Origin of the sequence: Streptomyces sp. NBC_00414, from assembly GCF_036038375.1 — a bacterium.
Lineage (GTDB): Bacteria > Actinomycetota > Actinomycetes > Streptomycetales > Streptomycetaceae > Streptomyces.
Genome location: NZ_CP107935.1, coordinates 5,205,109 through 5,229,688, shown reverse-complemented (window position 1 = coordinate 5,229,688; position 24,580 = coordinate 5,205,109). Strand labels below are relative to the sequence as shown.

The 24,580-nt window shown below is 68.7% G+C and carries 20 protein-coding genes; 11 read left to right on the top strand and 9 right to left on the bottom strand.

What is annotated here, in order from left to right:
* Position 1: 1 nt before the first annotated feature.
* The 4 genes from OHS59_RS22625 to OHS59_RS22610 all read right to left on the bottom strand — a co-directional run bounded on the left by OHS59_RS22625 (position 2) and on the right by OHS59_RS22610 (position 3,188).
* Positions 2-907 carry a LysR family transcriptional regulator gene (locus tag OHS59_RS22625; protein ID WP_328495220.1) on the bottom strand — a complete coding sequence of 302 codons (906 nt, stop codon included), beginning with the start codon at positions 905-907 and terminating at the stop codon, positions 2-4.
* A gap of 212 nt (positions 908-1,119) precedes the next feature.
* Positions 1,120-2,256 (bottom strand): cystathionine gamma-lyase, encoded by a 1,137-nt coding sequence (locus OHS59_RS22620; protein ID WP_328499314.1) that lies wholly within the window; start codon positions 2,254-2,256, stop codon positions 1,120-1,122.
* 53 nt (positions 2,257-2,309) lie between these two features.
* Complete coding sequence (locus tag OHS59_RS22615; protein WP_328495219.1) at positions 2,310-2,801, bottom strand: low molecular weight protein-tyrosine-phosphatase; 492 nt, start codon at positions 2,799-2,801, stop codon at positions 2,310-2,312.
* A gap of 9 nt (positions 2,802-2,810) precedes the next feature.
* The gene (locus OHS59_RS22610) at positions 2,811-3,188 is read right to left on the bottom strand and encodes a phage holin family protein (protein WP_328495218.1); all 378 of its coding nucleotides are present in this window, start codon (positions 3,186-3,188) and stop codon (positions 2,811-2,813) included.
* Between the two features lie 60 nt (positions 3,189-3,248).
* On the opposite strand from OHS59_RS22610, the gene OHS59_RS22605 reads away from it, so the two are divergent.
* From OHS59_RS22605 to OHS59_RS22590, 4 genes are all read left to right on the top strand, one after another.
* Positions 3,249-3,566, top strand: coding sequence for a cupin domain-containing protein (locus OHS59_RS22605; RefSeq protein WP_210881421.1), 318 nt, complete (start codon positions 3,249-3,251; stop codon positions 3,564-3,566).
* Positions 3,567-3,740: 174 nt separating this feature from the next.
* Entirely contained in the window at positions 3,741-3,953 is a 213-nt protein-coding gene (locus OHS59_RS22600; RefSeq protein WP_328495217.1) for a DUF5326 family protein, read from the top strand.
* Between the two features lie 198 nt (positions 3,954-4,151).
* Positions 4,152-4,949, top strand: coding sequence for an IclR family transcriptional regulator (locus OHS59_RS22595; RefSeq protein WP_328499313.1), 798 nt, complete (start codon positions 4,152-4,154; stop codon positions 4,947-4,949).
* 99 nt (positions 4,950-5,048) lie between these two features.
* The gene (locus tag OHS59_RS22590; RefSeq protein WP_328495216.1) at positions 5,049-5,489 is read left to right on the top strand and encodes an SsgA family sporulation/cell division regulator; all 441 of its coding nucleotides are present in this window, start codon (positions 5,049-5,051) and stop codon (positions 5,487-5,489) included.
* A 49-nt stretch (positions 5,490-5,538) separates the two neighbouring features.
* Here OHS59_RS22590 and OHS59_RS22585 read toward each other — a convergent pair whose 3' ends face one another.
* Entirely contained in the window at positions 5,539-6,972 is a 1,434-nt protein-coding gene (locus tag OHS59_RS22585; RefSeq protein WP_328495215.1) for a YibE/F family protein, read from the bottom strand.
* Positions 6,973-7,192: 220 nt separating this feature from the next.
* On the opposite strand from OHS59_RS22585, the gene thiC reads away from it, so the two are divergent.
* A complete protein-coding gene (gene thiC, locus OHS59_RS22580; protein ID WP_328495214.1) occupies positions 7,193-9,073 on the top strand; it encodes a phosphomethylpyrimidine synthase ThiC in 1,881 nt (626 codons plus the stop codon).
* A 609-nt stretch (positions 9,074-9,682) separates the two neighbouring features.
* Positions 9,683-9,883, top strand: a complete 201-nt coding sequence (locus OHS59_RS22575; RefSeq protein ID WP_328495213.1) for a DUF397 domain-containing protein — start codon at positions 9,683-9,685, stop codon at positions 9,881-9,883.
* 80 nt (positions 9,884-9,963) lie between these two features.
* Here OHS59_RS22575 and OHS59_RS22570 read toward each other — a convergent pair whose 3' ends face one another.
* From OHS59_RS22570 to OHS59_RS22555, 4 genes are all read right to left on the bottom strand, one after another.
* Positions 9,964-10,821, bottom strand: coding sequence for a helix-turn-helix domain-containing protein (locus OHS59_RS22570; RefSeq protein ID WP_328495212.1), 858 nt, complete (start codon positions 10,819-10,821; stop codon positions 9,964-9,966).
* 475 nt (positions 10,822-11,296) lie between these two features.
* Positions 11,297-12,169, bottom strand: coding sequence for a hypothetical protein (locus OHS59_RS22565; RefSeq protein WP_328495211.1), 873 nt, complete (start codon positions 12,167-12,169; stop codon positions 11,297-11,299).
* Between the two features lie 183 nt (positions 12,170-12,352).
* On the bottom strand, positions 12,353-13,558 hold the full coding sequence (locus tag OHS59_RS22560) for a metallophosphoesterase (protein ID WP_328495210.1): 1,206 nt from the start codon (positions 13,556-13,558) through the stop codon (positions 12,353-12,355).
* 191 nt (positions 13,559-13,749) lie between these two features.
* Entirely contained in the window at positions 13,750-14,862 is a 1,113-nt protein-coding gene (locus OHS59_RS22555; RefSeq protein ID WP_328495209.1) for a LacI family DNA-binding transcriptional regulator, read from the bottom strand.
* Positions 14,863-15,291: 429 nt separating this feature from the next.
* On the opposite strand from OHS59_RS22555, the gene hisC reads away from it, so the two are divergent.
* From hisC to OHS59_RS22530, 5 genes are all read left to right on the top strand, one after another.
* Entirely contained in the window at positions 15,292-16,374 is a 1,083-nt protein-coding gene (hisC, locus tag OHS59_RS22550; RefSeq protein WP_328495208.1) for a histidinol-phosphate transaminase, read from the top strand.
* 300 nt (positions 16,375-16,674) lie between these two features.
* Positions 16,675-18,180 (top strand): cytochrome ubiquinol oxidase subunit I, encoded by a 1,506-nt coding sequence (locus OHS59_RS22545; protein WP_328495207.1) that lies wholly within the window; start codon positions 16,675-16,677, stop codon positions 18,178-18,180.
* Positions 18,181-18,200: 20 nt separating this feature from the next.
* Positions 18,201-19,205, top strand: coding sequence for a cytochrome d ubiquinol oxidase subunit II (cydB, locus tag OHS59_RS22540; RefSeq protein ID WP_328495206.1), 1,005 nt, complete (start codon positions 18,201-18,203; stop codon positions 19,203-19,205).
* A 102-nt stretch (positions 19,206-19,307) separates the two neighbouring features.
* On the top strand, positions 19,308-22,802 hold the full coding sequence (gene cydD / locus OHS59_RS22535; RefSeq protein ID WP_328495205.1) for a thiol reductant ABC exporter subunit CydD: 3,495 nt from the start codon (positions 19,308-19,310) through the stop codon (positions 22,800-22,802).
* A gap of 99 nt (positions 22,803-22,901) precedes the next feature.
* Entirely contained in the window at positions 22,902-24,482 is a 1,581-nt protein-coding gene (locus tag OHS59_RS22530) for a sensor histidine kinase (protein ID WP_328495204.1), read from the top strand.
* Positions 24,483-24,580 lie beyond the last annotated feature (98 nt).

The following is a 24,580-nucleotide window of genomic DNA, read 5'->3' as shown; positions in this document are numbered from 1 at the left end:
GTCACGACCAGCCGGTAGCGGCGCGCAGCAGCCACTCGTGTGCCCGCGCGACATGCGGCATGGCAAGAGTGCCGGTCCGTACCACCAGAAAGTACGTACGAAGGGGAGGGATCGCGGGTTCGGTCAGCGCCACCACGTCACCGCGCTCCAGGGCCTGTCCGCACAGATAGCGGGGCAGTACGGCGAGTCCCGCGCCGGTGGTGGCGCAGGCGAGCACCGCACGCAGGTCGGGAACGATGACGGTGCCCGATGCGGCGGGCAGCGAGTCGAACACGGAGGCCCAGTAGCGGGCGATGAACGGCAGCGACTCGTGCACCTCCACCACGGGCAGGTTCTCCAGCGCGGGCGCACCCTGGTCCCGCAATTTGTCGGAGCCGATGCGGGAGACCCAGCGGGGGGCGGCGACCAGCACGTGCTCCTCGTCGCAGAGCGGAGTCGCGGTGAGCAGGGAACCCCGGGGGCGTGCCGTGCTGATGGCCAGATCATGATGCCCGGCGGCGAGCCCCTCCAGTGTTTCCTCAGCGTTGCCGAAGGAGGCCCGCAGCGCGAAGCCGTGGCCGTCGTCGCCGATCAGCTCGGTGAGTGCGGGCAGCGCGCGTTCGGCGGTGAACTCCGGTGGCCCGGCGAGGTGGAGCGTGCGCAGGGAGAAGTTCGCGTCGAGGCCGGTCTCGGCGATCTCCACCAGGGCGTCGAGATGCGGAGCGGCCTTGTGGGCGAGTTCGTCGCCGATGGTGGTGGGGGTCACTCCCCGGGCCTGGCGCAGGAACAGGGGGCGGCCCAGCTGTCGTTCGAGCGTGCGGATCTGTGAGGTGACGGCCGGCTGGGAGAGACCGAGCAGGGCGGCGGCTCGGGTGAAGGAGCCGGCCCGGTGCACGGTCACGAAGGTCCGCAGGAGGGCCAGATCCATGGCGTCCCTTCTATCTCCAGCTTCCCGGAAGCTCCCAACTATAAATAAGTCGATAGGCTGCTGTCGCTACCGTGATTGGACACTGACACAGAGTCAACTAGCCTTGTTCGCGCGGTTCTTCGCGCGGAGAACCGGGGCGGTCCGAGCCACGAGGGGGGAGGCTCGGACCGCCCGTGCGTAGTACGGCAACTGGCCGACCGTTCAGCGGGCGCTCACTTCGCGGACTCTTCGAGCGCCCGCAGGACATCCGCGACCAGATCCTCCGGATCCTCGGCACCGACCGAGAAACGGATGAAGCCCTCCGGGACCGCGTCGCCGCCCCAGCGCCCGCGCCGCTCGGCCGTGGACCGCACCCCGCCGAAGCTCGTCGCGTCGTCCACGAGCCGCAGCGCGTCGAGAAAACGATCGGCACGCGCGCGGGTGGGCAGCGTGAACGACACCACACACCCGAAGCGCCTCATCTGCTGCGAGGCGATCTTGTGCGAAGGGTCGCCGGGCAGCCCGGGATAGCGGACCCCGAGCTCCTCCGGCCAGTCCCGCAGCGTCTCGGCGATCACCTGCGCGCTCGCGTTCTGCCGGTCCACGCGCATCTGCAGCGTGGCGAGCGAGCGGTGCGCGAGCCAGGCCTCCATGGGCCCCGGGATCGCCCCGACGATCTTGCGCCAGCGCCGTACGGATGTCATCGCGGAGGCGTCGACGCCCGCGACGTACCCCAGGAGAACGTCTCCGTGCCCGGTGAGCTGCTTGGTGCCGCTGGCCACGGAGAAGTCGGCGCCAAGCTCCAGCGGACGCTGTCCGAGCGGGGTCGCCAGGGTGTTGTCGACCGCCACGAGAGCGCCGCGCGCGTGGGCCGCCTCGACGAGCCGCCGCACGTCGCACACGTCGAGCCCCGGGTTCGACGGGGTCTCGATCCACAGCAGCTTCGCTCCGTCGAGGACGTCCAGCTGGGCGTTGCCGGCGGTCGGCGCGGTGCGCACCTCGATCCCGTACGCCTCCAGCTGTCCGCGGACGAGCGGCAGGACCTGGTAGCCGTCGTCGGGCAGCACGACCGTGTCGCCGGCGCTCAGCTGGGAGAAGAGGACGGCGGAGACGGCGGCCATGCCGGAGGCGAAGACGAGCGTCTCGACGTCGTTCCGCCCCGGACCCTCCAGCTCGCCGATGGCGCGCTCCAGATGGGTCCAGGTCGGGTTCTCGTCACGTCCGTAGGTGTACGGGCCGGTGGGGTCGCCCGGCAGATGGAAGTGGGCGGCGAAGACCGGGCCCGGGAGGGTCGGCTCGTGCTTGACCGGCTCGGGCAGCCCCGCCCGCACGGCACGCGTGCCGTCACCCACGCCCTCGGAAGAACCCATCACCTCGGAAGAGCCCACTGCCTCGGAGGAACCCGCTCCCTCGAAAGAATCCGTCATGCCGCCTGTCCCTCCACTTGCTCACGTACAGCGGCGAGCAGTCCGGAGCTCGCCGCCTCCACCATCTCAAGACACTCCTCGAAACCGTCCATCCCCCCGTAATAGGGATCCGGTACGTCGAGATCGTCGCCCGCGGCGATGTCGTACGAGCGCAGCAGCCGGACCTTCTCGGCGTCGGCCGCGGTGGGCGCGAGGCTGCGCAGGGCCCTGAGGTGGCCGGCGTCGAGGGCTATCACCAGGTCGAGCCGGGAGAACCAGTCGGTCCGGAAGCGGCGGGCCGTGTGGTCGCTGTCGTAGCCGTTCGTCCCAAGAACGGAGACGGTGCGCGGGTCCGCGCCGTCACCCTCGTGCCAGCCGTCGGTACCCGCGCTGTCCACCTCGACCAGGCCGTCGAGTCCGGCCTCGGCCACCCGCGTGCGGAAGACGGACTCGGCCATCGGGGAGCGGCAGATGTTGCCGGTGCATACGAAGCACACGCGATAGGGCATCGGGGTCGCTCAGTCCTCGTCGGGGAGGACGACGTTCAGGGCCCAGGAGACGATCGAGATGATCAGGCCGCCCAGGACGGCGGTCCAGAAGCCGTCGACGTGGAAGCTCAGGTCGAGCTTGTCCGCCAGCCACGAGGTGAGCAGCAGCATCAGGGCGTTGACCACCAGCGTGATCAGACCGAGCGTGAGGATGAACAGCGGGAAGGTGAGGACCTTCACGATCGGCTTGACCAGGAAGTTCACCAGTCCGAAGACCAGCGCGACGAGCAACAGCGTGCCGATCTCCTTGCCGGTGCTGTCACCGGACAGGGTGATCTTGTCGAGCAGCCACACCGCCACTGCCAGGGCACCCGCGTTGGCGATCGTCTTGACTACGAAATTCTTCATGTGTGTGATCGTGACAGACGAGATCGGCTACGAGCAGCGGGGCAGGGGCGGACCAGGGCGATGAAGGCATTCCGGCTGGACGAACTGGAGGCGGAGCGCGCCGCCAACGACGGCGCGTACCTCCAGTTCCTGCGCGAGAAGAACATGTCGGTGGGCCTGTACGCGCTGGACGCGGGCACGCAGGACCCGCAACAGCCCCACCGCCAGGACGAGGTGTACCTGGTCGTCAGCGGGCGTGCCGCGATCACCGTCGGCATGGAGACGACCCAGGTGGCGCGCGGCAGCGTCGTGTACGTACCCGCCGGGGTGGCTCACAAGTTCCACCACATCAGCGAGGATCTGCGGGTCGTCGTGGTCTTCTCTCCGCCGGAGAGCTGACGTCCGCCTCAGGGTTCCCTAGGGGAACGATCAGGGGAGGACAAGGGGTGCGAGGCCCCCGCCGGCACCCCTGCTGCCCCTAGCATCGGAGGCAGGACATACGTGACCCGTCAGCAGTGCGGAGACCAGCGGGAACCGCACTCGGAACGGGCAGAGAGACAAGGAACAAGTGCGATGCGAGAGATCTTCGCGGGGATGCCGTGGTGGATCAAGTGGGTCGCGGTGCCGGTCATCGCTCTCGTCGTGTTCGGCGGTCTGATAGCCAGCGTCGTCGGGTTCGTGATCGGCCTGCTCTTCAAGCTGCTGCTCTTCGTGGCCCTGGTCGGCGGACTGATCTACGTCGTACGGAAGTTCACGTCGAGCTCCTCGTCGCGCAGCGACTGGTAGACGGTCGGCCCCGGTACGGGAACCGGCGGTTCCCTCGGGCGGGGGAAGTTTTCGAAGCATGTAGTCAGGGATCGGTGGCAGACGGTTAAAGTCCGGAGCCCGTCGCGGGGTTGATCCTCGCGAGCGGCGTTCCGAACCCTCCCGTGTCACACCCCCGCACGGGCGGCCCCCCTCGCGCTTCGGGAGTGCCCCTTGGCCATGGTCGACACCGCACCCGCAGGACCGAAAGGTCCCGCCTCCGAGCTGCACCCCACGACCCTCATCGGATCGGTGCAGCGTGCGATGCGCCTCCTGGAGTCCGTAGCGCGGCACGAGCACGGGGCGCCCGCCAAGCAACTGGCCCGCGAGGCCGGGCTCGCTCTCCCCACGGCGTACCACCTGCTGCGCACCCTGGTGCACGAGGGCTATCTGCGCCGCGAGAAGGGGCTGTTCTTCCTCGGCGAGGCGGCCGAGCGGCTGAGCCGCGGCGGCGCCCGGCAGAAACGTCGCAGCACGATCGCCGACGCCCTGGGAAGCTGGCGCGATTCGATCGGTGCTCCCGTCTACTACGCGGTCTACCGCGACGGCGAGATCGAGGTCCAGTGCGTCGCCGACACCCCGGGCAATCCCGCGGTCGAGGAGTGGGCGGACTTCCGCGAGACGGGGCACGCGCACGCGATCGGGCAGTGTCTGCTGTCCCAGCTCGACGCGGAGGCGCGCAGGGACCACCTCGACCGCTACCCGGTTCAATCGGTCACGCCGTACACGGTGCGTGACGATCACGCCTTGATTCGCCGCCTCGAATCGACCGGACGCATGCAACCTGTGATCGAACGTCAGGAGTACGCGCTGGGTACGGTCTGCGCCGCGATCCCCCTCACGCTGGGCAGCACGGCCGCCACGGTGGCCATCTCCATGCCCTCCCACCAGGCAGACCGGCTGCTGCCCGCGGCCCGGCAACTGCAGAGCGAGATCGGCGCGCTGCTGGGGACACTCTCGGTCTCTATCAGCATCTGAAAACTCACTCCTTGTGATCTGGTGTATACGTTCAGCAAGATGCCAGAAGTGTCTAGGTGGACGATTCCCGGCCATGGACGGCGAACGACGGGGTAGGCGATGCGCGAGTCGGTAGTGCAGGCAGAGGTCATGATGAGTTTCGTCGTCTCGGAAGAGCTCTCCTTCCGAATTCCGGTGGAACTGCGTTACGCGACCTGTGATCCCTATGCCGTGCGTCTGACCTTCCACCTGCCCGGCGACGCTCCGGTGACCTGGGCCTTCGGCCGGGAGCTGTTGATCGACGGAGTGGGCCGGCCGTGCGGGGACGGAGACGTGCACATCACCCCCTCGGACTCCGACGGGTTCGGCGACGTGCTGATCCGGCTTCAGGTGGGCGTCGACCAGGCCCTGTTCCGCTGCGGTACGGCGCCTCTGCTGGCGTTCCTCGACCGAACGGACCGGCTGGTCCCGCTGGGGCAGGAGCGCTCCCTCGCCGACTTCGACACCCATCTGGACGAGGCCTTGGACCGCATCCTGGCGGAGGAACAGAGCGCGGGCTGACACCGCGGAGGCCGGCCTCGGTGAAGCCGGGCTCGGTGATGAGCCGGCCTCAGTGCTTGCGACGGCGGCCGCTCCCGCCGCGCAGCGGTGCCTTCGAGCCGGTCTGGGACTGAGACTGCGGTTGCGCCTGTGATTGCGGCTGCTGAGCCGCGGCGGCGGCACCCGGGCGGTCGGCCGAGACCACGAGGGCCGCGAGAGCCGTCGTGACCGGCACCGAGGCGACCAGCCCGATCGAACCGACGAGCGTGCGGACGATCTCCGCGGCCACCAGCTCGCTGTTGGCCACCGTCCCCACGCTGCTCTGCGCGATGGAGAAGAGCAGCAGCAGAGGCAGCGCCGCGCCGGCGTAGGCCAGGACGAGCGTGTTGACGACGGACGCGATGTGGTCGCGGCCGATGCGGATTCCCGCGCGGTACAGCCCTCGCCAGCCCATCGTCGGGTTGGCTTCGTGCAGCTCCCAGACCGCCGACGTCTGCGTGACCGTGACGTCGTCGAGGACTCCGAGCGAACCGATGATGATGCCCGCGAGCAGCAGACCGCTCATGTCGATGGACGGGTAGAGACCGTGGATCAGGCCGGTGTTGTCGTCGGTGTTGCCGGTCAGCGCGGCCCAGTCGATGAACAGTGAGCCGAGCAGCCCGATCAGCACCAGGGACAGCAGCGTGCCCAGCACGGCGACCGACGTCCGCGCCGAGAGACCGTGGCACATGTAGAGCGCGATCAGCATGATGGCACTGGCCCCGACCACCGCCACGACCAGCGGATTCGAACCCTGCAGGATCGCGGGCAGGATGAAGAACGTCAGGATCAGGAAGCTGACGGCCAGCGCGATCAGTGCCATGACGCCGCGCATCCGGCCCACCACGACCACCGCGACGGCGAAGATGCCGGCGAGCAGCGTCATGGGGAGCTTGCGGTTCACATCGGTGACCGAGTACTGGAGCTCCTTGGGGGCGTCGGGCGCGTACGCCACGATCACCTCCTGGCCCTGCTCCAACTGGCGTGAGGAGTCCGGCTGGACGATCTCCGTGAAGGTACGGCCCTTGTCCTTGCCGGAGTCGACCCGGATCGTCGCCTTCTTGCAGGTGCCCGAAGCCTGCTGCTGCGCGGACGAGCCCTCGGCCGTCGAGGTGTCGCCGGTCGGAGTCCCGCCCGAGGCGTTCACGGACTTGCAGTCGACCTCGTCGACCTTGGTCACGGTGGCCTGCTGGGTCTGCCGGTCGAAGCCGACACCCGTGCGCTCGTGTCCCGGGGCGCCGCCGGGCCAGAGCACCGCGAGACCGACAACGACCGCCGCGGCGAAGGGGATCAGCACCGCGGCGATGATCTTTCGCAGATGCATGGAGACAGGCGCCGCGGGGCCATGACTGTGCGAGTGGCCGTGCCCACCGCCGGCGGGTCCGCCGTCGTCACCGTGGCCGTCGTGGCCGTGTCCGTGGGGCGGTTCGGACGGCGGAAGTGGGGGCTGCTGCGTCGTGGTCACCGACCGATCATCGCAAGAACGAGAGGGGCCCACTGTTCACCGCGCCCATTGTGACGCTAGCGTGGAAGCACCTTTGCACACGCGGGAGCTCGGAGCACCGGGCTGAGAGGACGCTGACCTCCGCATCCGCGATGTTTCACGTGGAACATCGCCGGACGGGAAACGCTGCGTCGACCGCCGAACCTGTTACCGGGTAATGCCGGCGTAGGGAGTAGGTCTCATGACCAACAAGGACGTACGCACGCCTGCCTCCAGTGCGACGGCCGGGGCGTTTGCCCAGGCCGACGGCACCGAGGTGTCCGCAGCGACCGAGAACGGCGGGGCAGCCGCTTCGCCCGACAACGGCGAGGCCGGGAGGTCCATCGGCTGGCACAAGGCGTATGTCGCGGGCTCGCGCCCCGATCTGCGGGTGCCGGTCCGTCAGGTGCACCTCACCAATGGAGAGTCGGTCACCCTGTACGACACCTCCGGTCCGTACACCGATCCGGTCGTCGACACCGACGTACGCAGGGGTCTGGCGCCCCTGCGCGACAACTGGATCATCGCCCGTGGCGACACCGAGGAGTACGCGGGCCGTCCCGTGAGCCCCGAGGACGACGGGATCAAGCACACCTCGCCGCGCGGCGGACTGCGCAACCTCGACGCGGTCTTCCCGGGGCGTCCGCGCCTGCCCCGCCGCAGCCGTGACGGGCAGGCGGTCACGCAACTCGCGTACGCGAGGCGGGGCGAGGTCACGCCGGAGATGGAGTACGTGGCCATCCGGGAGAACGTGGCCCCCGAGGTCGTCCGCGAGGAGATCGCGGCGGGCCGGGCCGTTCTGCCGGCCAACGTCAACCACCCGGAGATCGAGCCGATGATCATCGGCAAGCGATTCCTGGTGAAGGTCAACGCCAACATCGGCAACTCCGCGGTCACCTCCTCCATCGAGGAGGAGGTCGACAAGATGACCTGGGCGACGCGTTGGGGCGCCGACACGGTCATGGATCTGTCGACCGGCCGCAACATCCACACCACGCGCGAGTGGGTGCTGCGCAACTCCCCCGTCCCCATCGGCACGGTCCCCCTCTACCAGGCGCTGGAGAAGGTCGACGGGCGCGCGGAGGAACTCACCTGGGAGATCTACAAGGACACGGTCGTCGAGCAGGCCGAGCAGGGCGTGGACTACATGACCGTCCACGCGGGTGTGCGCCTGCCGTACGTCCCGCTCACCGCGAACCGCAAGACCGGCATCGTCTCGCGCGGCGGCTCGATCATGGCGGCCTGGTGCCTGGCGCACCACAAGGAATCGTTCCTGTACGAGCACTTCGAGGAGCTCTGCGAGATCCTCGCCTCGTACGACGTCACGTACTCGCTCGGCGACGGTCTGCGGCCCGGGTCGATCGCGGACGCCAACGACGCCGCGCAGTTCGCGGAGTTGAGGACCCTCGGGGAGCTCAACAAGGTCGCGAAGCGTTTCAACGTGCAGACCATGATCGAGGGCCCGGGGCATGTCCCGATGCACAAGATCAAGGAGAACATCGACCTTCAGCAGGAGATCTGCGAGGAGGCGCCGTTCTACACGCTCGGTCCGCTGACGACCGACATCGCGCCGGCCTACGACCACATCACCTCCGGCATCGGTGCCGCGATGATCGCCTGGTGGGGCACGGCGATGCTCTGCTACGTCACGCCCAAGGAGCATCTGGGCCTGCCCAACCGTGACGACGTCAAGACGGGCGTCATCACCTACAAGATCGCGGCCCACGCGGCGGACCTCGCCAAGGGGCATCCGGGCGCACAGGAGTGGGACGACGCGCTGTCGGACGCCCGCTTCGAGTTCCGCTGGGAGGACCAGTTCAACCTGGCCCTCGACCCGGACACCGCCCGCGAGTTCCACGACGAGACCCTCCCCGCCGAGCCGGCCAAGACGGCGCACTTCTGCTCCATGTGCGGGCCGAAGTTCTGCTCGATGAAGATCAGCCACAGCATCAACGAGCAGTTCGGCGGTACGGCGGCCGCGGGGGCCTCACCCGAGGAGATCGCCGACGGGATGCTCCAGAAGTCGAAGGAGTTCGCCGCCGCGGGCAACCGCGTCTACCTGCCCATGGCCACGGGCGAATAGGGTTCATTCACCTTTGGCCGACCGAACGGTCGTGGTGCTGCGGTGCCGAGGTCCTGGACGATCATTTCCAGGACCTCGGTGATCAGGCCCGTCCGACGCGCGGGTGAGGCCGGTGGTGAAAAAGGGGCGCTATTTCCTTTCGAGCCACCAGATCAGCAGGGAGACTGCGCCGGCCCCAAGTGCCGTGCAAGCTCCCTTGAATGCGTTGGCGCCCGCGGAGCGCGCCCATTGCTTCCAGTTCGTTGAGCTGGTCTTGTGTGGTGAGTAGCCCTCCGAGATGGAGTCTGTAGACTCCATGGCAGAGCTCCTTTCGGTTTCGCAGACGAGGGTGCTTGGCGCAAGGGAGTCCGCGACCTGAAGCTTGCCGGCCGGGTCGCAGGGCTCCCTTTTGCTGTGTTCATTCGGAACAATCTTGGTTTCTTTTCGGCCAGCCGCTTGTGCGGCGCGGCTGGCATTTTATTATCTTTACGAGCCATATACCTCCATTTATCGGAATGTGCTGGGCGCTCACGTGCATCTTGGCAGTGCTGATGGCGGCGCCCATACTGATTTGGATGCCGAAATGGCTCGGCATCGCCAGCCATTGGCCGGCGCAGACGTGGGGGTTGCATGCGACTTGAGGATGCTGAGGTGCGCTGGCGGAAGAGCTCGGCCACTAGCGGAGGGAACTGTGTCGAGGTGGCTCTCGCTGATCACGTAGCCGTTCGCGATTCACATTATCCCGACCGGGCGCTCCTGGGGTTCAGTTCACGTGCCTGGCGATCGTTCCTTTCGGATCTGAAGATTTCTGATTCCGTTCCTAATTCCTAGCAGTTAACTCTGCTGGCTCTTCGGTTGGTTCCGTGTCGCCTGGTGACGCTCCGTGACACGCTCCCCTGCTGTCTTCAGCGTCACTCCTGGCCGAACAGGAACTCTCTCGTCACTTCAGTCGCAACCCCCCTCTCCACTTCCCAGAAGATATCGAGATAGTCGGTCGGACGACGCTGTGACGTGCGCCCTAGGGCTTTCTCGCTCAAAATCGCTTCACCGTCCGGGTTCTCCAGATAGACGACCATGTCGTCCTCGTCATCGGGGAACTCGAAGAGGGCGTAAGGTGATCCGAAACGCGGATAGATGCCGACGCTGAAGGGAACGGTCAGTACCCTGACGTTCGACATTTCATTGATTTTCAGCAGTCTTTCGAACTGCTTGTGCATCGTCTCGGACGATCCCACAGTCCTGCGGATCACAGCCTCGTCCAGGATGAAGAAGGACTCCGGGCCGTCTGACTGAATAAGACGGTCCTGGCGTTCCAGGCGTAGTTGCACGAGCTGCTCGGTTTTTTCCGTCCCGAAACTGAGCTGGTTCAGAACCACGCGCATGTACTCTTCGGTCTGCAGCAGGCCGGGCACCAGGTTGGGCTCGAAATTCCTGATGATCGACGCGGAGCTCTCGTATCCGAGGTACGTCTCGAAGTCCTGCGTCACCCAGGGGCGATATTGATCCCACCACGGTGGCCGGCGAGCGGCCCGTGCCATCCCGGTCAGCGCCGTGATCTGAGCCTGGTCGGTGATCCCGTAGTGCTCCGCGAGCACCCGTACATCGGTGACCGACACGCCGACGGTGCCGGCCTCGATCCGAATCACCTTTGAGGGTGACCAGTCGAGCTGCTCGGCCACCTCGCGCTGCTTCAGTCCCGCGCTCTCCCTCGCCTTCTTGAGGCGGTCGCGCAGTCGTGCACGCTGGAATCCGGGCTCTTCCTGTGGCACCGAGGTCTCCGTCCTGAGGCAGATGGCGTTGTCCGTCAGTAGGCTAGTGGCCTCACGGCGACCAGGCACGCCGCTTACGGCTGCTCGGCGCATGGTGAGGACACTTTCTGCTGTCGACCTGAACGCCAGGCTTCGATGAGCCCCATGTCTCAGCGTGTGCTGGCTCAACGCCGCCAGCCTCCCTGCCCGGGTGCGAACTGCGTCATGCTCGATTGCCACATGGCATATAGGATCCTGCGCACGTGCGGATAAAACAAGCCCACCTGCGAATCTGTGTAGGAGAGTCATGCATTGGGGCTCGATTTACGCTGGAGCGCTCTTTTCCTCCGTGTGGTGCTGAATGACGTAAGAGTCGTGAGAGTCGCAATGGCTACACAATTGAGCAGAATGTAAAAAGAAAAGATCGACGACGGATTTCCGTCGTCGATCATTCTTGCCAGTGCCGGCCGGGGCCGGCAGTGTCGGCGGGCCGGCCCTACTCCGGGGCGTGCTCCGGGCCCCCGAAGTCCGGGCTGCTGAAGTCCGGGCTCGAGTAGCTGGGTCGGGGACCCGCCGCCGGGCCTCCGTCGGGGCTGCTGAAGCCCGGGCGGTTGTAACCGAGCTGCGGCATCCGGCTGGTCGATGCCGACGGCTTCGTACGGCCGAGGGCCGCCGTACCCGGGTCGGCGAGCGCCTCCCTGAGGAACGGCATGATGCCGTGCTCCAGGAGGGCGCCGTGCCAGGCTTCCCTGGCCAGGGAGACCTCCTCGCTCAGTTCGCCCTGCGCGCCGGCCTGGAGCGAGCTGGAGCCGTTGCGCAGGGCGGCGAGCAGCAGTCCGACCGCGGCGACCAGGATCGAGGCCGCCGTGATGGCGCCGAAGACCCATCCGGTGGTGAGGAGGGTGCGGGCGATGCCCGGTTCGGGGGCGAGCATCTTCAGGATGTAGCCGACGAGCAGGAAGATCACCGCTGCTGTGCCGGCGAGGACCGGGGCGAGCACGGCGACGACCGCGGCGACACCGGCCCCGGCGGTCTCGGCGACTTCCCCCATGGTGGCGGCGAGCCCCACCGCGCTCGTGCCCGGATCCGAGGAACTGGTGGATCCTTCGCGAACGGGAGGGGTGGACGGCGCCGGCTGGCGCAGTTCCTCGCGGACCTTCACATAGTGCTGGTACTCGGTCGCCGCGGCCGCCGTGATGAGTGCCGTGGCGTTGAGTGCCATCGTGCGCAGTTGTTCGGGGTTGAGCCGCTGACCGACAGCGGCGAGTTCCGGGCGGTGTGGTGCGGAGCGCAGCGCCTCGTCGAGGAGCCGCTCGTAATCCTGGCGGTCCTCGCTCAGCAGGTGCTGCGGAACGCTGTTCATGTGCATCCCCCGATGCTCCGTAGGGCTTGGGACTCGGCATGCTGACGAGCCGTCGGGCAGAAACGGAGGGGAGCCTGCTACGGATAAGCCGATGGTAGAGCGGTGACGGCACAGGGTGACAGGGGGTTTCCAGAATTTGCCCCCGGACCGCACGTGTCCTCCATCGGAGGACGTCTGCCCCGAGAACGCTCAGCTATCCAGAGGAAGCTGCTGGACCAGCAGTTTTCCGGCCATGGTCACGCCGCCGTCCATCGCGATCGCGAGTTTGTCGGCGTACACATGAGGTTCTTCGACCGCGAGCGGCGGCGAGTTCTCCCCGTCCTCCGAGCCGACCTCGCCCCTGAGGTACGGAATGGGGCTGTGACCATGGACGATGCGCGAACCGCCGTACGTCTCCAGCAGCGAGCGGACCGCCTGCGCACCGCCGTCGTCGCGGAACGCGAAGCGCTTGGTGAACTTGCGGAAGAGGTCCCAGCACTCGTCCGCGTCGTTGCGGGTGAGGGTTTCGCGGATGGTGTCGTTGACCGCTTCGATGGAGTCGCCGTAGTCGAGATAGGCGGTCGTGTCGGAGTGCACGAGCAGATGTCCGTCGGCCAGTTCCATCGCGTCCAGGCGGGCCATCCACTGCAGATGATGGTCCTGGAGGCGCTCCATGTCGGTCTTCTGGCCGCCGTTGAGCAGCCAGGCGGCCTGGAAGGTGGCCGTTCCCGCGCCGGAGTTGACGGGGGTGTCCCCGAACCGCCTGGCGCCGAGGAGCAGCAGTTCGTGGTTGCCCATGAGCGCCTTGCAGTAGCCGCCGACCGCCGCGGCCTCCGCGGACAGCCGCATCACGAGGTCGATGACGCCGATGCCGTCGGGTCCGCGGTCGGTGAAGTCGCCGAGGAACCACAGCCGGGAGGTGCCGGCCGCCCAGCGCCCCTCGATGTCGATGAGCCCCTTCTCGTGGAGCGCGGAGACGAGTTCGTCGAGGTACCCGTGGACGTCACCGACGACGTACAGCGGACCCGGCCCCTCCTCGGGCTGCGGAATCTGCCCGGCCTCGGGGTCGACCGGCACCTGAACCGTGTCACCGCGGTTGATGACCGGCAGATCGCGCTCCGTCGGCGTGTAGCCCTCCGGCTCCGCGGCGGGGACGCCGACCTCGCCACGGGGCGGCTGGGCCGCGTAGGGGCCGGTGCCGCCGTACTGCTCCTGGGGCCCGGTGTACGGGTCGGCGTTCTGGTCGTACGGCTCGGCCGGCCGGTGGTACGGCCCGGGCGGTGCCGGCTGAGGTCCGGGCGGCTGCGCGTACGGACCGGCGTCGTGGACGTACGCCGGTACGCGGAAGTCGCGCACCGTGGGCGTCCGCACCGTCGGCGTCCGCATCTCGGGTCCCTGACCGGCCCCCTGAGTCATCGACCCCTCCACCACCATCGCGCCGCATCTGCACCGCGTCGGACTGCCTGGTCGCAGCGGCCCGCGGTGTCGTCCGCCCATCATAGGAATGCGGATCGCGCCATGTGATGACCCAGGGGTGGTGAATCGGAGCAGAACCCCAGTTCACCGTGGTTTTCTCCCGAATTGGGAGGGGCTTTCCGCGTTGGAGGTCACCCCTTCTCCGGAGACCTCGGCGGGCTGACGGTCGTCCGTGGCGGTCGGCGCTCGGAGGAGGTGCGCACGATCAGCTCCGTCGGTATCACCTGCTCGACCGGTTGGTCCGATTCGACCCCCTCGATGGCGTCGATGAGGAGCTGGACCACGGCCGTACCGATTCGTCTCGGTTTGAGAGAGAGCGTCGTGACGGGCGGCTCGGTGTTGGCGTAGACGGTGGACTCGCTGCAGCACACGAGGAGCAGATCCTCCGGTACGCGCAGTCCATAGCGTCTGGCCGCCGCGAGGAGGTCGGTGCCGTTCGGGTCGAACAGCCCGTAGACGGCGTCCGGCCGGTCGGGCCGGGCGAGCAGCCGGTCGGCCGCCACGGCCCCCGCGCACGGATCGTGCGCGGGATAGGCCTCGTACACGGGATCCTGGCCCACACGCTCGCACCAGCGCAGGTATGCGGTCGTGGAGAGGTGGGTGTACGTGTCCGTGGTCGTCCCGGTCAGCAGGCCGATCCTGCGGGCTCCGGCGGCGGCCAGGTGGTCGAGGATGCCCAGCACCGCGGCCTCGTGGTCGTTGTCCACCCAGGCGGTCACCGGCAGCGAGCCGGCCGGGCGGCCGTCCGAGACCACCGGTAAGCCCTGGCGGACCAGTTCGCTGACGACAGGGTCCTGGTCGGAGGGGTCGATGACGACCGTCCCGTCCAGGGCCACGTTCGACCACACGTCGTGGCGCGAGGTCGCCGGGAGGATGACCAGGGCGTAGCCCCGGGCGAGCGCGGCCGAGGTGGCGGCTCTGGCCATCTCCGCGAAGTACGCGAACTCCGTGAAGGTGAAAGGTTCGTCCCCGTAGGTCGTCACGGTCAGGCCGATGAGGCCCGACTTGCCGGTACGGAGGGTTCGGGCCGCCGCGGAGGGCCGGTAGCCCAGCCGATCGGCGACTTCGCGGACATGGCGTCTGGTGGCATCCGGGAGCCGTCCCTTGCCGTTGAGGGCGTCGGAGACCGTCGTAATGGAGACTCCGGCGGCCGCGGCCACGTCTCTGATGCCCGCCCGGCCCGGCCGGTTTCCTCGACGAGAGGTTTCCGACCGGCTCACCTGGTGCTTCCCTGCTGCTGTCATGGCGAGCCGATAGTAGGGCTCATGTGGTGGGGTAGTGCGGACGCATATGCACTCGTTGACAGGCACGTTTCTGCATGGTCATCTGCACTCAACTCCCTTGGAATGCAAGGGTGTTGACCGATACAATGGCAGTACGTCACTTGTCGACGCGCATGAGCCTGCCAAAGAGGCCATGTCTCGAAGAGGTCTCAACTCACCTTCACGGGGGATGCGCGCCACGGCGTGAGCTACCGGCGCAGGCTGTGATGGGCAGCGCGCCCCCTCTTTCGTACGCCTTCGGGCGGTGATGCCCGGGAGTGCGCACACGGATCTTCGGTGCCGGCCGGGAGACCGCTCCCGGGCCGTACGCAGCGGCGCCGAATCCTCTTAAGGTGAGCAGTATTGAGCCGGTGGTGAGATGAGCCGGAGACGGTCACGAGGAGGACTGCGGTGAGCGAGACGAGCCCCAAGCTGCGAGCCGAGCTGGAGGGTATCCCCACGTACAGGCCCGGGAAGCCCGCGGCGGTCTCGGACGGTCCGGTGGCGTACAAGCTGTCCTCCAACGAGAACCCCTATCCGCCGCTGCCGGGCGTGCTGGAGAGCGTGACCGCGGCGGCGGGGGCCTTCAACCGCTACCCCGACATGGCGTGCACGGGGCTGATGAGCGAGCTGGCGGAGCGGTTCGGGGTGCCGCTCACGCATCTGGCGACCGGCACCGGCTCGGTCGGCGTGGCCCAGCAGCTGGTGCAGGCGACCTCCGGACCGGGCGACGAGGTGATGTACGCCTGGCGGTCCTTCGAGGCGTACCCGATCATCACCCGGGTCAGCGCGGCGACGCCGGTCCAGGTGCCGCTGACGCCGGGGGACGTGCACGACCTCGACGCGATGGCGGACGCGATCACCGACCGGACGCGGCTGATTTTCGTCTGCAACCCCAACAACCCCACGGGTACGGCGGTGCGGCGGGCCGAGCTGGAACGGTTCCTCGACCGGGTGCCGGGCGATGTCCTGGTGGTTCTCGACGAGGCGTACCGGGAGTTCGTGCGCGATGTCGAGGTTCCGGACGGTGTCGAGCTGTACCGGGAGCGGCCGAACGTCTGCGTGCTGCGTACGTTCTCCAAGGCGTACGGTCTCGCCGGGCTGCGGGTCGGCTTCGCGATCGCGCATGAGCCGGTGGCGGCGGCGCTGCGCAAGACGGCGGTGCCCTTCGGGGTGAGCCAGCTCGCGCAGGACGCGGCGGTCGCCTCGCTGCGCGCCGAGGACGAGCTGCTCGGCCGGGTCGGGTCGCTGGTGACCGAGCGCACGCGCGTGGTCGAGACGCTGCGCGGCCAGGGCTGGACGGTGCCGGACACCCAGGCGAACTTCGTGTGGCTGCGGCTCGGGGAGCGCACCGTCGACTTCGCCGCCGTGTGCGAGCAGTCCGGGGTCGTCGTGCGGCCGTTCGCGGGCGAGGGGGTCCGGGTGACGGTGGGCGAGACCGAGGCCAACGACATCTTCCTGAAGACGGCGGAGGGCTTCCGCAAGGAGTTCTAGCCGAGCCGTCGCCCAAGCGGTCGATCAAGGCCCCGGCGCACCCCGCACTCCGCGGGGCGCCGGGGCCTTGTGGCGTTCGTCTCTTCCGGTGCCCGCGCACGCCCTCTGACCTGGCGCTTTGGGCCCGACACGGAGGCGCCCGCAGCTAGGTACCCCCACCTGTCACCGCTCGAACGGCCATGCGTCATAATTGCTTGTGAATGTGAACGCGTTCACAAGCGCGTCCCATTTGCCTCTGGATGTCTGGGGCAAGTGGGGCAAACTGCCGCGGTTACCACGGCGACGTAAGGAGTTGACGACGTGGAATTGGCATTGGCGCCGGAGACGATAGCGCGATGGCAGTTCGGCATCACCACCGTCTACCACTTCCTCTTCGTCCCGCTCACGATCTCGCTCGCCGCGCTCACCGCGGGCCTGCAGACCGCATGGGTGCGCACGGAGAAGGAGAAGTACCTCAGGGCCACCAAGTTCTGGGGCAAGCTCTTCCTGATCAACATCGCGATGGGTGTCGTCACGGGCATCGTGCAGGAGTTCCAGTTCGGCATGAACTGGTCCGACTACTCACGCTTCGTCGGTGACGTCTTCGGTGCTCCGCTCGCCTTCGAGGCCCTGATCGCCTTCTTCTTCGAGTCCACGTTCATCGGGCTCTGGATCTTCGGCTGGGACAAACTGCCGAAGAAGATCCACCTGGCCTGCATCTGGATGGTCTCGATCGGCACGCTGCTGTCCGCGTACTTCATCCTGGCGGCCAACTCCTGGATGCAGCACCCCGTGGGCTACCGCATCAACGAGAAGAAGGGGCGCGCCGAGCTCACCGACTTCTGGCTGGTCCTGACCCAGAACACGGCGCTCAACCAGGTGTTCCACAGCTTCTCGGCGGCCTTCCTGACGGGCGGCGCCTTCATGGTGGGCATCGCCGCGTTCCACCTGATGCGCAAGAAGCACATCCCGGTGATGCGGACCTCGCTCCGGCTCGGCCTGGTCACCATGGCTGTCGGCGGTCTGCTCACCGCGATCAGCGGGGACACCCTCGGCAAGGTCATGTACGAGCAGCAGCCCATGAAGATGGCCGCCGCGGAGGCCCTGTGGGACGGCGAGCAGCCGGCGCCGTTCTCGGTCTTCGCGTACGGGGACGTCGACAAGGGGCACAACTCCGTGGCCCTGGAGATCCCCGGGCTCCTGTCCTTCCTCGCCCACAGCGACTTCGACTCGTACGTGCCCGGCATCAACGACACCAACAAGGCCGAGCAGGAGAAGTTCGGCCCGGGCGACTACAAGCCCATCGTTCCCGTCGCCTACTGGGGCTTCCGGTGGATGATCGGCTTCGGAATGGCGTCCTTCTCCCTGGGCCTGTTGGGGCTGTGGCTCACGCGGAAGCGGTTCCTGCTGCCGGCCGCCCGGCGAACGGGGGAGGACGAGGTCCCGCATCTGGTGCTGCTGAAGAAGCCGCTCGGATCCAGACTCACCCGGCTGTACTGGCTCCTGGCCGTCTGGACGATGGCCTTCCCACTGATCGCCAACGCCTGGGGCTGGATCTTCACCGAGATGGGCCGCCAGCCGTGGGTCGTCTACGGCGTCATGCAGACCCGCGACGCGGTCTCCCCCGGTGTGTCGCAGGGCGAGATGATCACCTCGCTGGTCGTCCTCACGACGATCTACGCGATCCTCGCCGTCGTCGAGGTGAAGCTGCTCGCCAAGTACATCAAGGCCGGGCCGCCCGAGCTCACCGAGGCCGACCTCAACCCGCCCACGAAGATCGGCGGCGACCCCAGGGACGCCGACAAGCCGATGGCCTTCTCGTACTAGGCCCAGGGAGCTGCTGAGTCATGGAACTTCACGACATCTGGTTCGTCCTGATCGCCGTCCTGTGGATCGGTTACTTCTTCCTGGAGGGCTTCGACTTCGGGATCGGTGTTCTCACCAAGCTGCTCGCCCGCAACCGGACCGAGAAGCGGGTGCTGATCAACACCATCGGCCCGGTCTGGGACGGCAACGAGGTGTGGCTGCTCTCGGCGGGAGGCGCGACCTTCGCCGCCTTCCCCGAGTGGTACGCCACGCTCTTCTCCGGCTTCTACCTGCCCCTGCTGCTCATCCTCGTCTGCCTGATCCTGCGCGGAGTCGCCTTCGAGTACCGGGCGAAGCGGCCCGAGGAGCAGTGGCAGCGCAACTGGGAGAACGTGATCTTCTGGACCTCGCTGCTCCCGGCCTTCCTGTGGGGCGTGGCCTTCGGCAACATCGTCCGAGGCGTGAAGATCGACCAGAACTTCGAGTACGTGGGCAGCCTCGGGGACCTGCTCAACCCGTACGCCATCCTGGGCGGTCTGGTGACGCTGACGCTGTTCACCTTCCACGGGGCGGTGTTCGCGGCGCTCAAGACCCTCGGTGACATCCGGGAACGGGCGCGGAAGCTGGCTCTGCGACTCGGACTGGTGACGGCCGTACTCGCACTGGTCTTCCTGCTCTGGACCCAGGCCGAGAGCGGCGACGGCAAGAGCCTGGTCGCACTGGTCGTGGCGGTGGTCGCGCTGGTCGTGGCGATCGGGGCGAACCAGGCAGGGCGTGAGGGCTGGGCCTTCGCACTGTCCGGCCTCACCATCGTCGCCGCGGTCGCGATGCTCTTCCTGACGCTCTTCCCGAACGTCATGCCGTCCTCGCTCAACGACGAGTGGAGCCTGACGGTCACCAACGCCTCGTCGAGCCCGTACACGCTGAAGATCATGACGTGGGGTGCGGTGATCACGACACCCGTGGTCATGCTCTACCAGGGCTGGACGTACTGGGTGTTCCGCAAGCGGATCGGCACCCAGCACATCGCCGAAACCGTGCACTGAGGCCCGATGAATCCGGGGGTATGTTTCACGTGAAACATGCCCCATGAGAAGAAGGTGTGTTTCACGTGAAACATGCCTGCTTGACCCGAGGGTGTGTTTCACGTGAAACCGATCGACCCGCGACTTCTCCGGTACGCCCGAGCCACCCGCCTCTTCCTGATGGCGGTCGTCGGCCTGGGGGTTGTGGGGGCGGCGCTGGTCGTCGCCCAGGCCATGCTCATCGCCGAAGTAGTGGTCGGCGCTTTCCAGCACGGGCTGTCGACGGGTGAACTCCGCACGCCACTCCTGCTGCTGGCGGCGGTCGCGGTCGGTCGCGCGCTCATCTCCTGGCTGACCGAACTCGCCGCGCACCGGGCGAGTGCGGCGGTCAAGTCGGAGCTGCGGGGGCGGTTGCTGGAGCGGGCCGGCGCGCTCGGCCCGGAGTGGCTGAGCGGGCAGCGGACCGGGTCCCTGATCGCGCTCGCCACCCGCGGGGTGGACGCTCTGGACGACTACTTCTCCCGCTATCTGCCGCAGTTGGGGCTCGCGGTGGTCGTACCCGTCGCCGTGCTCGCGCGGATCGTCACCGAGGACTGGGTGTCGGCGGCGATCATCGTCGGCACCCTGCCGCTCATCCCGATCTTCATGATGCTCATCGGCTGGGTCACGCAGTCCCAGATGGACCGCCAGTGGCACCTGCTGTCCCGGCTCTCGGGGCACTTCCTGGACGTGGTCGCGGGACTGCCCACGCTCAAGGTCTTCGGACGGGCCAAGGCGCAGGCCGAGTCCATCCGGCGGATCACCGGGGAGTACCGGCAGGCGACCATGCGGACCCTGCGGATCGCCTTCATCTCGTCCTTCGCGCTGGAGCTGCTCGCCACGATCTCGGTCGCCCTGGTCGCGGTGACCATCGGAATGCGGCTCGTCCACGGGGAGATGGCGCTGTACGACGGGCTGGTCGTGCTGATCCTCGCGCCCGAGGCCTATCTGCCGCTGCGGCAGGTCGGGGCGCAGTACCACGCGGCGGCGGAGGGGCTGTCGGCCGCCGAGGAGATCTTCTCGGTCCTGGAGACGCCTGTGCGGAAGTCCGGGGCCGGTGCAGTGCCCGCAACCGGGGGACTGCGCTTCGAGGGCGTGACGGTCCGGTACCCCGAGCGGTCGTCCGACGCGGTGTCGGACGTGTCCTTCGAGGTCCGGCCCGGAGAGACGGTGGCGCTCGTCGGCCCCAGCGGCGTGGGCAAGACGACGCTCCTGAACGCGCTGCTGGGGTTCGTGCGGCCCACAGCGGGGCGCGTCGCCGTCGGGGGAGTCGATCTCGCGGAAGCCGACCTGGCGGAATGGCGTTCGCAGGTCGCCTGGGTGCCGCAGCGGCCCCATCTGTTCGCCGGGTCCGTCGCCGAGAACGTACGGCCGGCGCGGCCGGGCGCGGACGACTCCGCGGTGCGGGAGGCGCTGGCCGACGCCGGGGCCCTGGAGTTCGTGGACGCGCTGCCCGACGGGGTGCGCACGGTCCTCGGCGAGGACGGTGCCGGGCTGTCCGCCGGGCAGCGGCAACGGCTCGCGCTGGCCCGGGCGTTCCTCGCGGACCGGCCGGTACTGCTGCTGGACGAGCCGACGGCCGCGCTGGACGGGGCGACCGAGGCCGAGGTCGTGGAGGCGGTCCGGCGCCTCGCCGTAGGACGGACCGTGCTCCTGGTCGTCCACCGGCCGGCCCTGCTGGGGGTGGCCGACCGGGTGGTGCGGCTGGAACCCGTGGCTTCGCCGGACCGTGCCGCGTGGTCCGGCGGTACGGGGACGCGTCGCTCCGATGTGGTGGCGTCCGAGCCCACGGCAGGCACGGAGAAGGCGGCACCGCTCCCGGAGAGGCGGGGTGGCGTGCTCGCGCGCGTTCGGGCCATGGCCGGGCCGCGCCGTGGGCGGCTCGCGTTGGCCCTGCTGCTCGGCAGCCTCGCGCTCGGGAGCGCCGTCGGCCTCATGGCCACCTCGGGCTGGCTCATCTCCAGGGCCTCACAGCAGCCGCCCGTGCTGTACCTGATGATCGCCGTGACGGCCACAAGGACGTTCGGGATCGGGCGGGCCGTCTTCCGGTACGCCGAGCGGCTGGTGTCGCACGAGGCGGTGCTGCGGATGCTCGCCGACACCAGGGTCGCCGTGTACCGGCGCCTCGAACGGCTGGCGCCCGCGGGACTGCGTACGACCCGGCGCGGTGACCTCCTCTCGCGGCTCGTCAGCGATGTCGACGCGCTGCAGGACTACTGGCTGCGCTGGCTGCTGCCCGCCGCCGCGGCGGCCGTCGTGTCCGCCGGTTCGGTCGGGTTCACGGCCTGGCTGCTGCCCGAGGCGGGTGCCGTTCTCGCCGTGGGGCTGCTGGCCGCCGGTGTGGGCGTTCCGCTGCTGACCGGCGCGGTCGCGCGCCGCGCCGAGCGCCGGCTGGCACCGGCACGCGGAGTACTGGCGACCCGGGTGGCCGATCTCCTTACGGGAACGGCCGAGTTGACGGTCGCCGGCGCGCTCCCCGCCCGCACCGCGGAGGCGCGGCGGGCCGACGCGGAACTCACCCGCATCACCTCGCGGGCCGCCACCGCCACCGCGCTCGGCGACGGACTGACCGCGCTGATCTCAGGCCTCACCGTCACGGCCGCCGCACTCGTGGGCGCCCAGGCGGTCGCCGACGGACGGCTCAGCGGCGTGGCGACGGCCGTCGTCGTCCTCACCCCACTGGCCGCCTTCGAGGCCGTCCTGGGGCTGCCGCTCGCCGCCCAGTACCGACAGCGGGTGCGCAAGAGCGCGGAGCGCGTGTACGAGGTACTGGACGCGCCCGAGCCCGTACGGGAGCCGGAGCGGCCGGCGAAGGCGCCCGAATCGCCGTTCCCGGTCGTGGTGAAGGCCTTGGCCGCCCGCCACGGAGGACAGGAGCGGGACGCGGTCGCCGGGGTGGACCTGGTGCTCGAACGCGGGCGCCGGACCGCCGTCGTCGGGCCGTCCGGATCCGGCAAGACGACGCTGGCGCAGGTGCTGCTGCGCTTCCTGGACCCACGTGGGGGGACGTACACGCTGGGCGGAGTGGACGCGTTCGGCATGGACGGCGACGACGTGCGGCGCATGGTCGGGCTCTGCGCGCAGGACGCGCATCTCTTCGACAGCTCGGTGCGGGAGAACCTGCTGCTCGCACGGAAGGACGCGACCGACTCCGCACTGCGGGACGTACTGGGGCGGGTGCGGCTGCTCGACTGGGCCGACGGCCTGCCCGACGGGATCGACACGTTGATCGGGGAGCACGGCGCACGGTTGTCCGGGGGACAGCGGCAGCGGCTGGCGCTCGCCCGTGCGCTGCTCGCGGACTTCCCCGTGCTGGTCCTCGACGAGCCCGCGGAACACCTCGACCTGGCCACCGCCGACGCGCTCACCGCCGACCTGCTGGCCGCGACCGAGGGGCGTACGACGTTGATGATCACGCACCGGCTGGCAGGGCTCGAAGCGGTGGACGAGGTGATCGTCCTGGACGGGGGACATGTGGTGCAGCGGGGCGCGTTCGACGAGCTGGTGCGCGCGCAGGGGCCGTTGCGGGAGATGTCCGAGCGGGAGAGCAGGACGGAGATGGCGCTCCTCGCACGGTGAGGACTTCTGGCGGGACGACGGAACGACGGAACGACGGGCGACGGACGATCGGACAGGGTTCGACTTTCCCTGGCAAATGGGACTAACTAGGCTCGGTGCATGTCAGTCGAGCCGGACCCCGGTGGCACCCCGAACCCAGACGACGTACCGCGCCTGCTGGACGCGATGCGGGCGGTCGGAAGCGGTCTGCAGCTGAGGTCCACGCTGGAGCGGATCTGTGAGACCGCGGCGGAGCTGGCGGACGCGCGGTACGCGGCGGTGGAGCTGACGGCGGAGTGCGGGGACGGCCTCGCCGAGCATGCGGACAAGGACACCGACGGGCGGGCGGTCCGGCGGATCGGGCGGCTGCCGGACGGGTACGAGGAGGTCTCGCAGCCGTCCGCGGCCGGCTTCCTGGGCGTCCCCATCCGCGTGCAGGGCGAGAGCCTCGGCACCTTCTACCTCGCCGAGAAGCGCGACGGGGGCCCGTTCGGCGAGCACGACCTCGACATGGTGCGGGTACTGGCGCGTGAGGCGGGCATCGCGGTGGGGAACGCGCGACTGTACGGGGCCGCCAAACGGCGTGAGCGCTGGATCGACGGATCCGTGGCCGTCACCACCGCGCTGCTCTCCGGAGGAGACGCCGACGAAGCCCTCCAGGTGGTCGCCGAACAGGCCCGCCGACTCTCCGACTCGATGGCCGGACTCGTGCTGCTGCCCGCTGCGGCGGGCGGACTGGAGATCGTCGCCGTCGCGTCCGAGCACCCGGCGAGGGCACTGGGCCTCGTCGTGCCGCCCGAGAACGCGGTGGCGGGCCAGATCCTCGCGGGGAAGGCCGTGTTCGTCGAGGACGCGGCCTCGGATCCGCGGATGCTCGCCGACCTCTCCCGGGGCTACGGGCCGACGATGCTCCTTCCGCTCCGGAGCGGCGGCCGGGTCCTGGGGACCCTCGTCATGGCGCGCGCGGCGGGCGCGCGTCCGTTCACGGACGCCGAGCGCACCCTGGCCGCGCAGTTCGCCTCGCAGGCCGCGCTCGCGCTGATGATGGCCGAGGCGCAGCGGGACCGGGAACAGCTCGCGGTCTACGAGGACCGTGACCGGATCGCCCGTGACCTGCACGATCTCGTCATCCAGCGGCTGTTCGCCACCGGGATGCTGTTGGAGAACGCACAACGGCGGTCCGTGCTGCCCGAGGTGCGCCAGGGCGTCGGCAAGGCGGTCGACGCACTCGACGTCACCATCCAGGAGATCCGCACGGCCATCTTCGCGCTCCAGCAGGGACCGGCGGAGTTTCCCACGGGGCTGCGGACGCGCGTTCTGCGTGAGATCAACATGGCCGCCGTGCCGCTCGGCTTCAAGCCGTCACACCGATTCGTCGGCCGCGTCGACACGGTGGTCGGCGAACTCACGGCCAAGAACCTCATCGCGGCCCTCCGCGAAGCCCTGTCCAACGCCTTCCGGCACGCGGGAGCGTCCCGTATCGACGTCACCGTGGACGCGACGGTACGGCTCCCGGACGAGGAGCCCGGTGTACGTCTGACGGTCGCGGACGACGGTGTCGGTATCCCCGAAGGGGGTCGACGCAGCGGATTGAAGAACCTGAAGCGGCGCGCGGAGTCGCTCGGCGGGGACAGCTGGTACGGCCCGGGGTCCGGAAAGGACGGCGGCGGCACATCGGTGGTCTGGGAGGCGCCGTACTGAACCCCGGGCGGGACGGGCCCTGTCGGCCGGACTGCCGGGCGGACGCGTGGAGCGGCTCGCCGAAACGGCCTCGGCGGGACCCCTGTTCGGCCCAACGC

Bases quoted from the DNA above. Each gene is read 5' to 3' on its own strand.
- cydB (WP_328495206.1), top strand. From the start codon at position 18,201: ATGGAACTTCACGACATCTGGTTCGTCCTGATCGCCGTCCTGTGGATC.
- OHS59_RS22605 (WP_210881421.1), top strand. From the start codon at position 3,249: ATGAAGGCATTCCGGCTGGACGAACTGGAGGCGGAGCGCGCCGCCAAC.
- OHS59_RS22565 (WP_328495211.1), bottom strand. From the start codon at position 12,169: ATGCACATGAACAGCGTTCCGCAGCACCTGCTGAGCGAGGACCGCCAG.
- OHS59_RS22615 (WP_328495219.1), bottom strand. From the start codon at position 2,801: ATGCCCTATCGCGTGTGCTTCGTATGCACCGGCAACATCTGCCGCTCC.
- OHS59_RS22560 (WP_328495210.1), bottom strand. From the start codon at position 13,558: ATGACTCAGGGGGCCGGTCAGGGACCCGAGATGCGGACGCCGACGGTG.
- OHS59_RS22600 (WP_328495217.1), top strand. From the start codon at position 3,741: ATGCGAGAGATCTTCGCGGGGATGCCGTGGTGGATCAAGTGGGTCGCG.
- OHS59_RS22620 (WP_328499314.1), bottom strand. From the start codon at position 2,256: ATGGGTTCTTCCGAGGGCGTGGGTGACGGCACGCGTGCCGTGCGGGCG.
- OHS59_RS22590 (WP_328495216.1), top strand. From the start codon at position 5,049: ATGCGCGAGTCGGTAGTGCAGGCAGAGGTCATGATGAGTTTCGTCGTC.
- OHS59_RS22610 (WP_328495218.1), bottom strand. From the start codon at position 3,188: ATGAAGAATTTCGTAGTCAAGACGATCGCCAACGCGGGTGCCCTGGCA.
- OHS59_RS22595 (WP_328499313.1), top strand. From the start codon at position 4,152: ATGGTCGACACCGCACCCGCAGGACCGAAAGGTCCCGCCTCCGAGCTG.
- OHS59_RS22625 (WP_328495220.1), bottom strand. From the start codon at position 907: ATGGATCTGGCCCTCCTGCGGACCTTCGTGACCGTGCACCGGGCCGGC.
- OHS59_RS22530 (WP_328495204.1), top strand. From the start codon at position 22,902: ATGTCAGTCGAGCCGGACCCCGGTGGCACCCCGAACCCAGACGACGTA.
- OHS59_RS22575 (WP_328495213.1), top strand. From the start codon at position 9,683: ATGCGACTTGAGGATGCTGAGGTGCGCTGGCGGAAGAGCTCGGCCACT.
- thiC (WP_328495214.1), top strand. From the start codon at position 7,193: ATGACCAACAAGGACGTACGCACGCCTGCCTCCAGTGCGACGGCCGGG.
- OHS59_RS22555 (WP_328495209.1), bottom strand. From the start codon at position 14,862: ATGACAGCAGCAGGGAAGCACCAGGTGAGCCGGTCGGAAACCTCTCGT.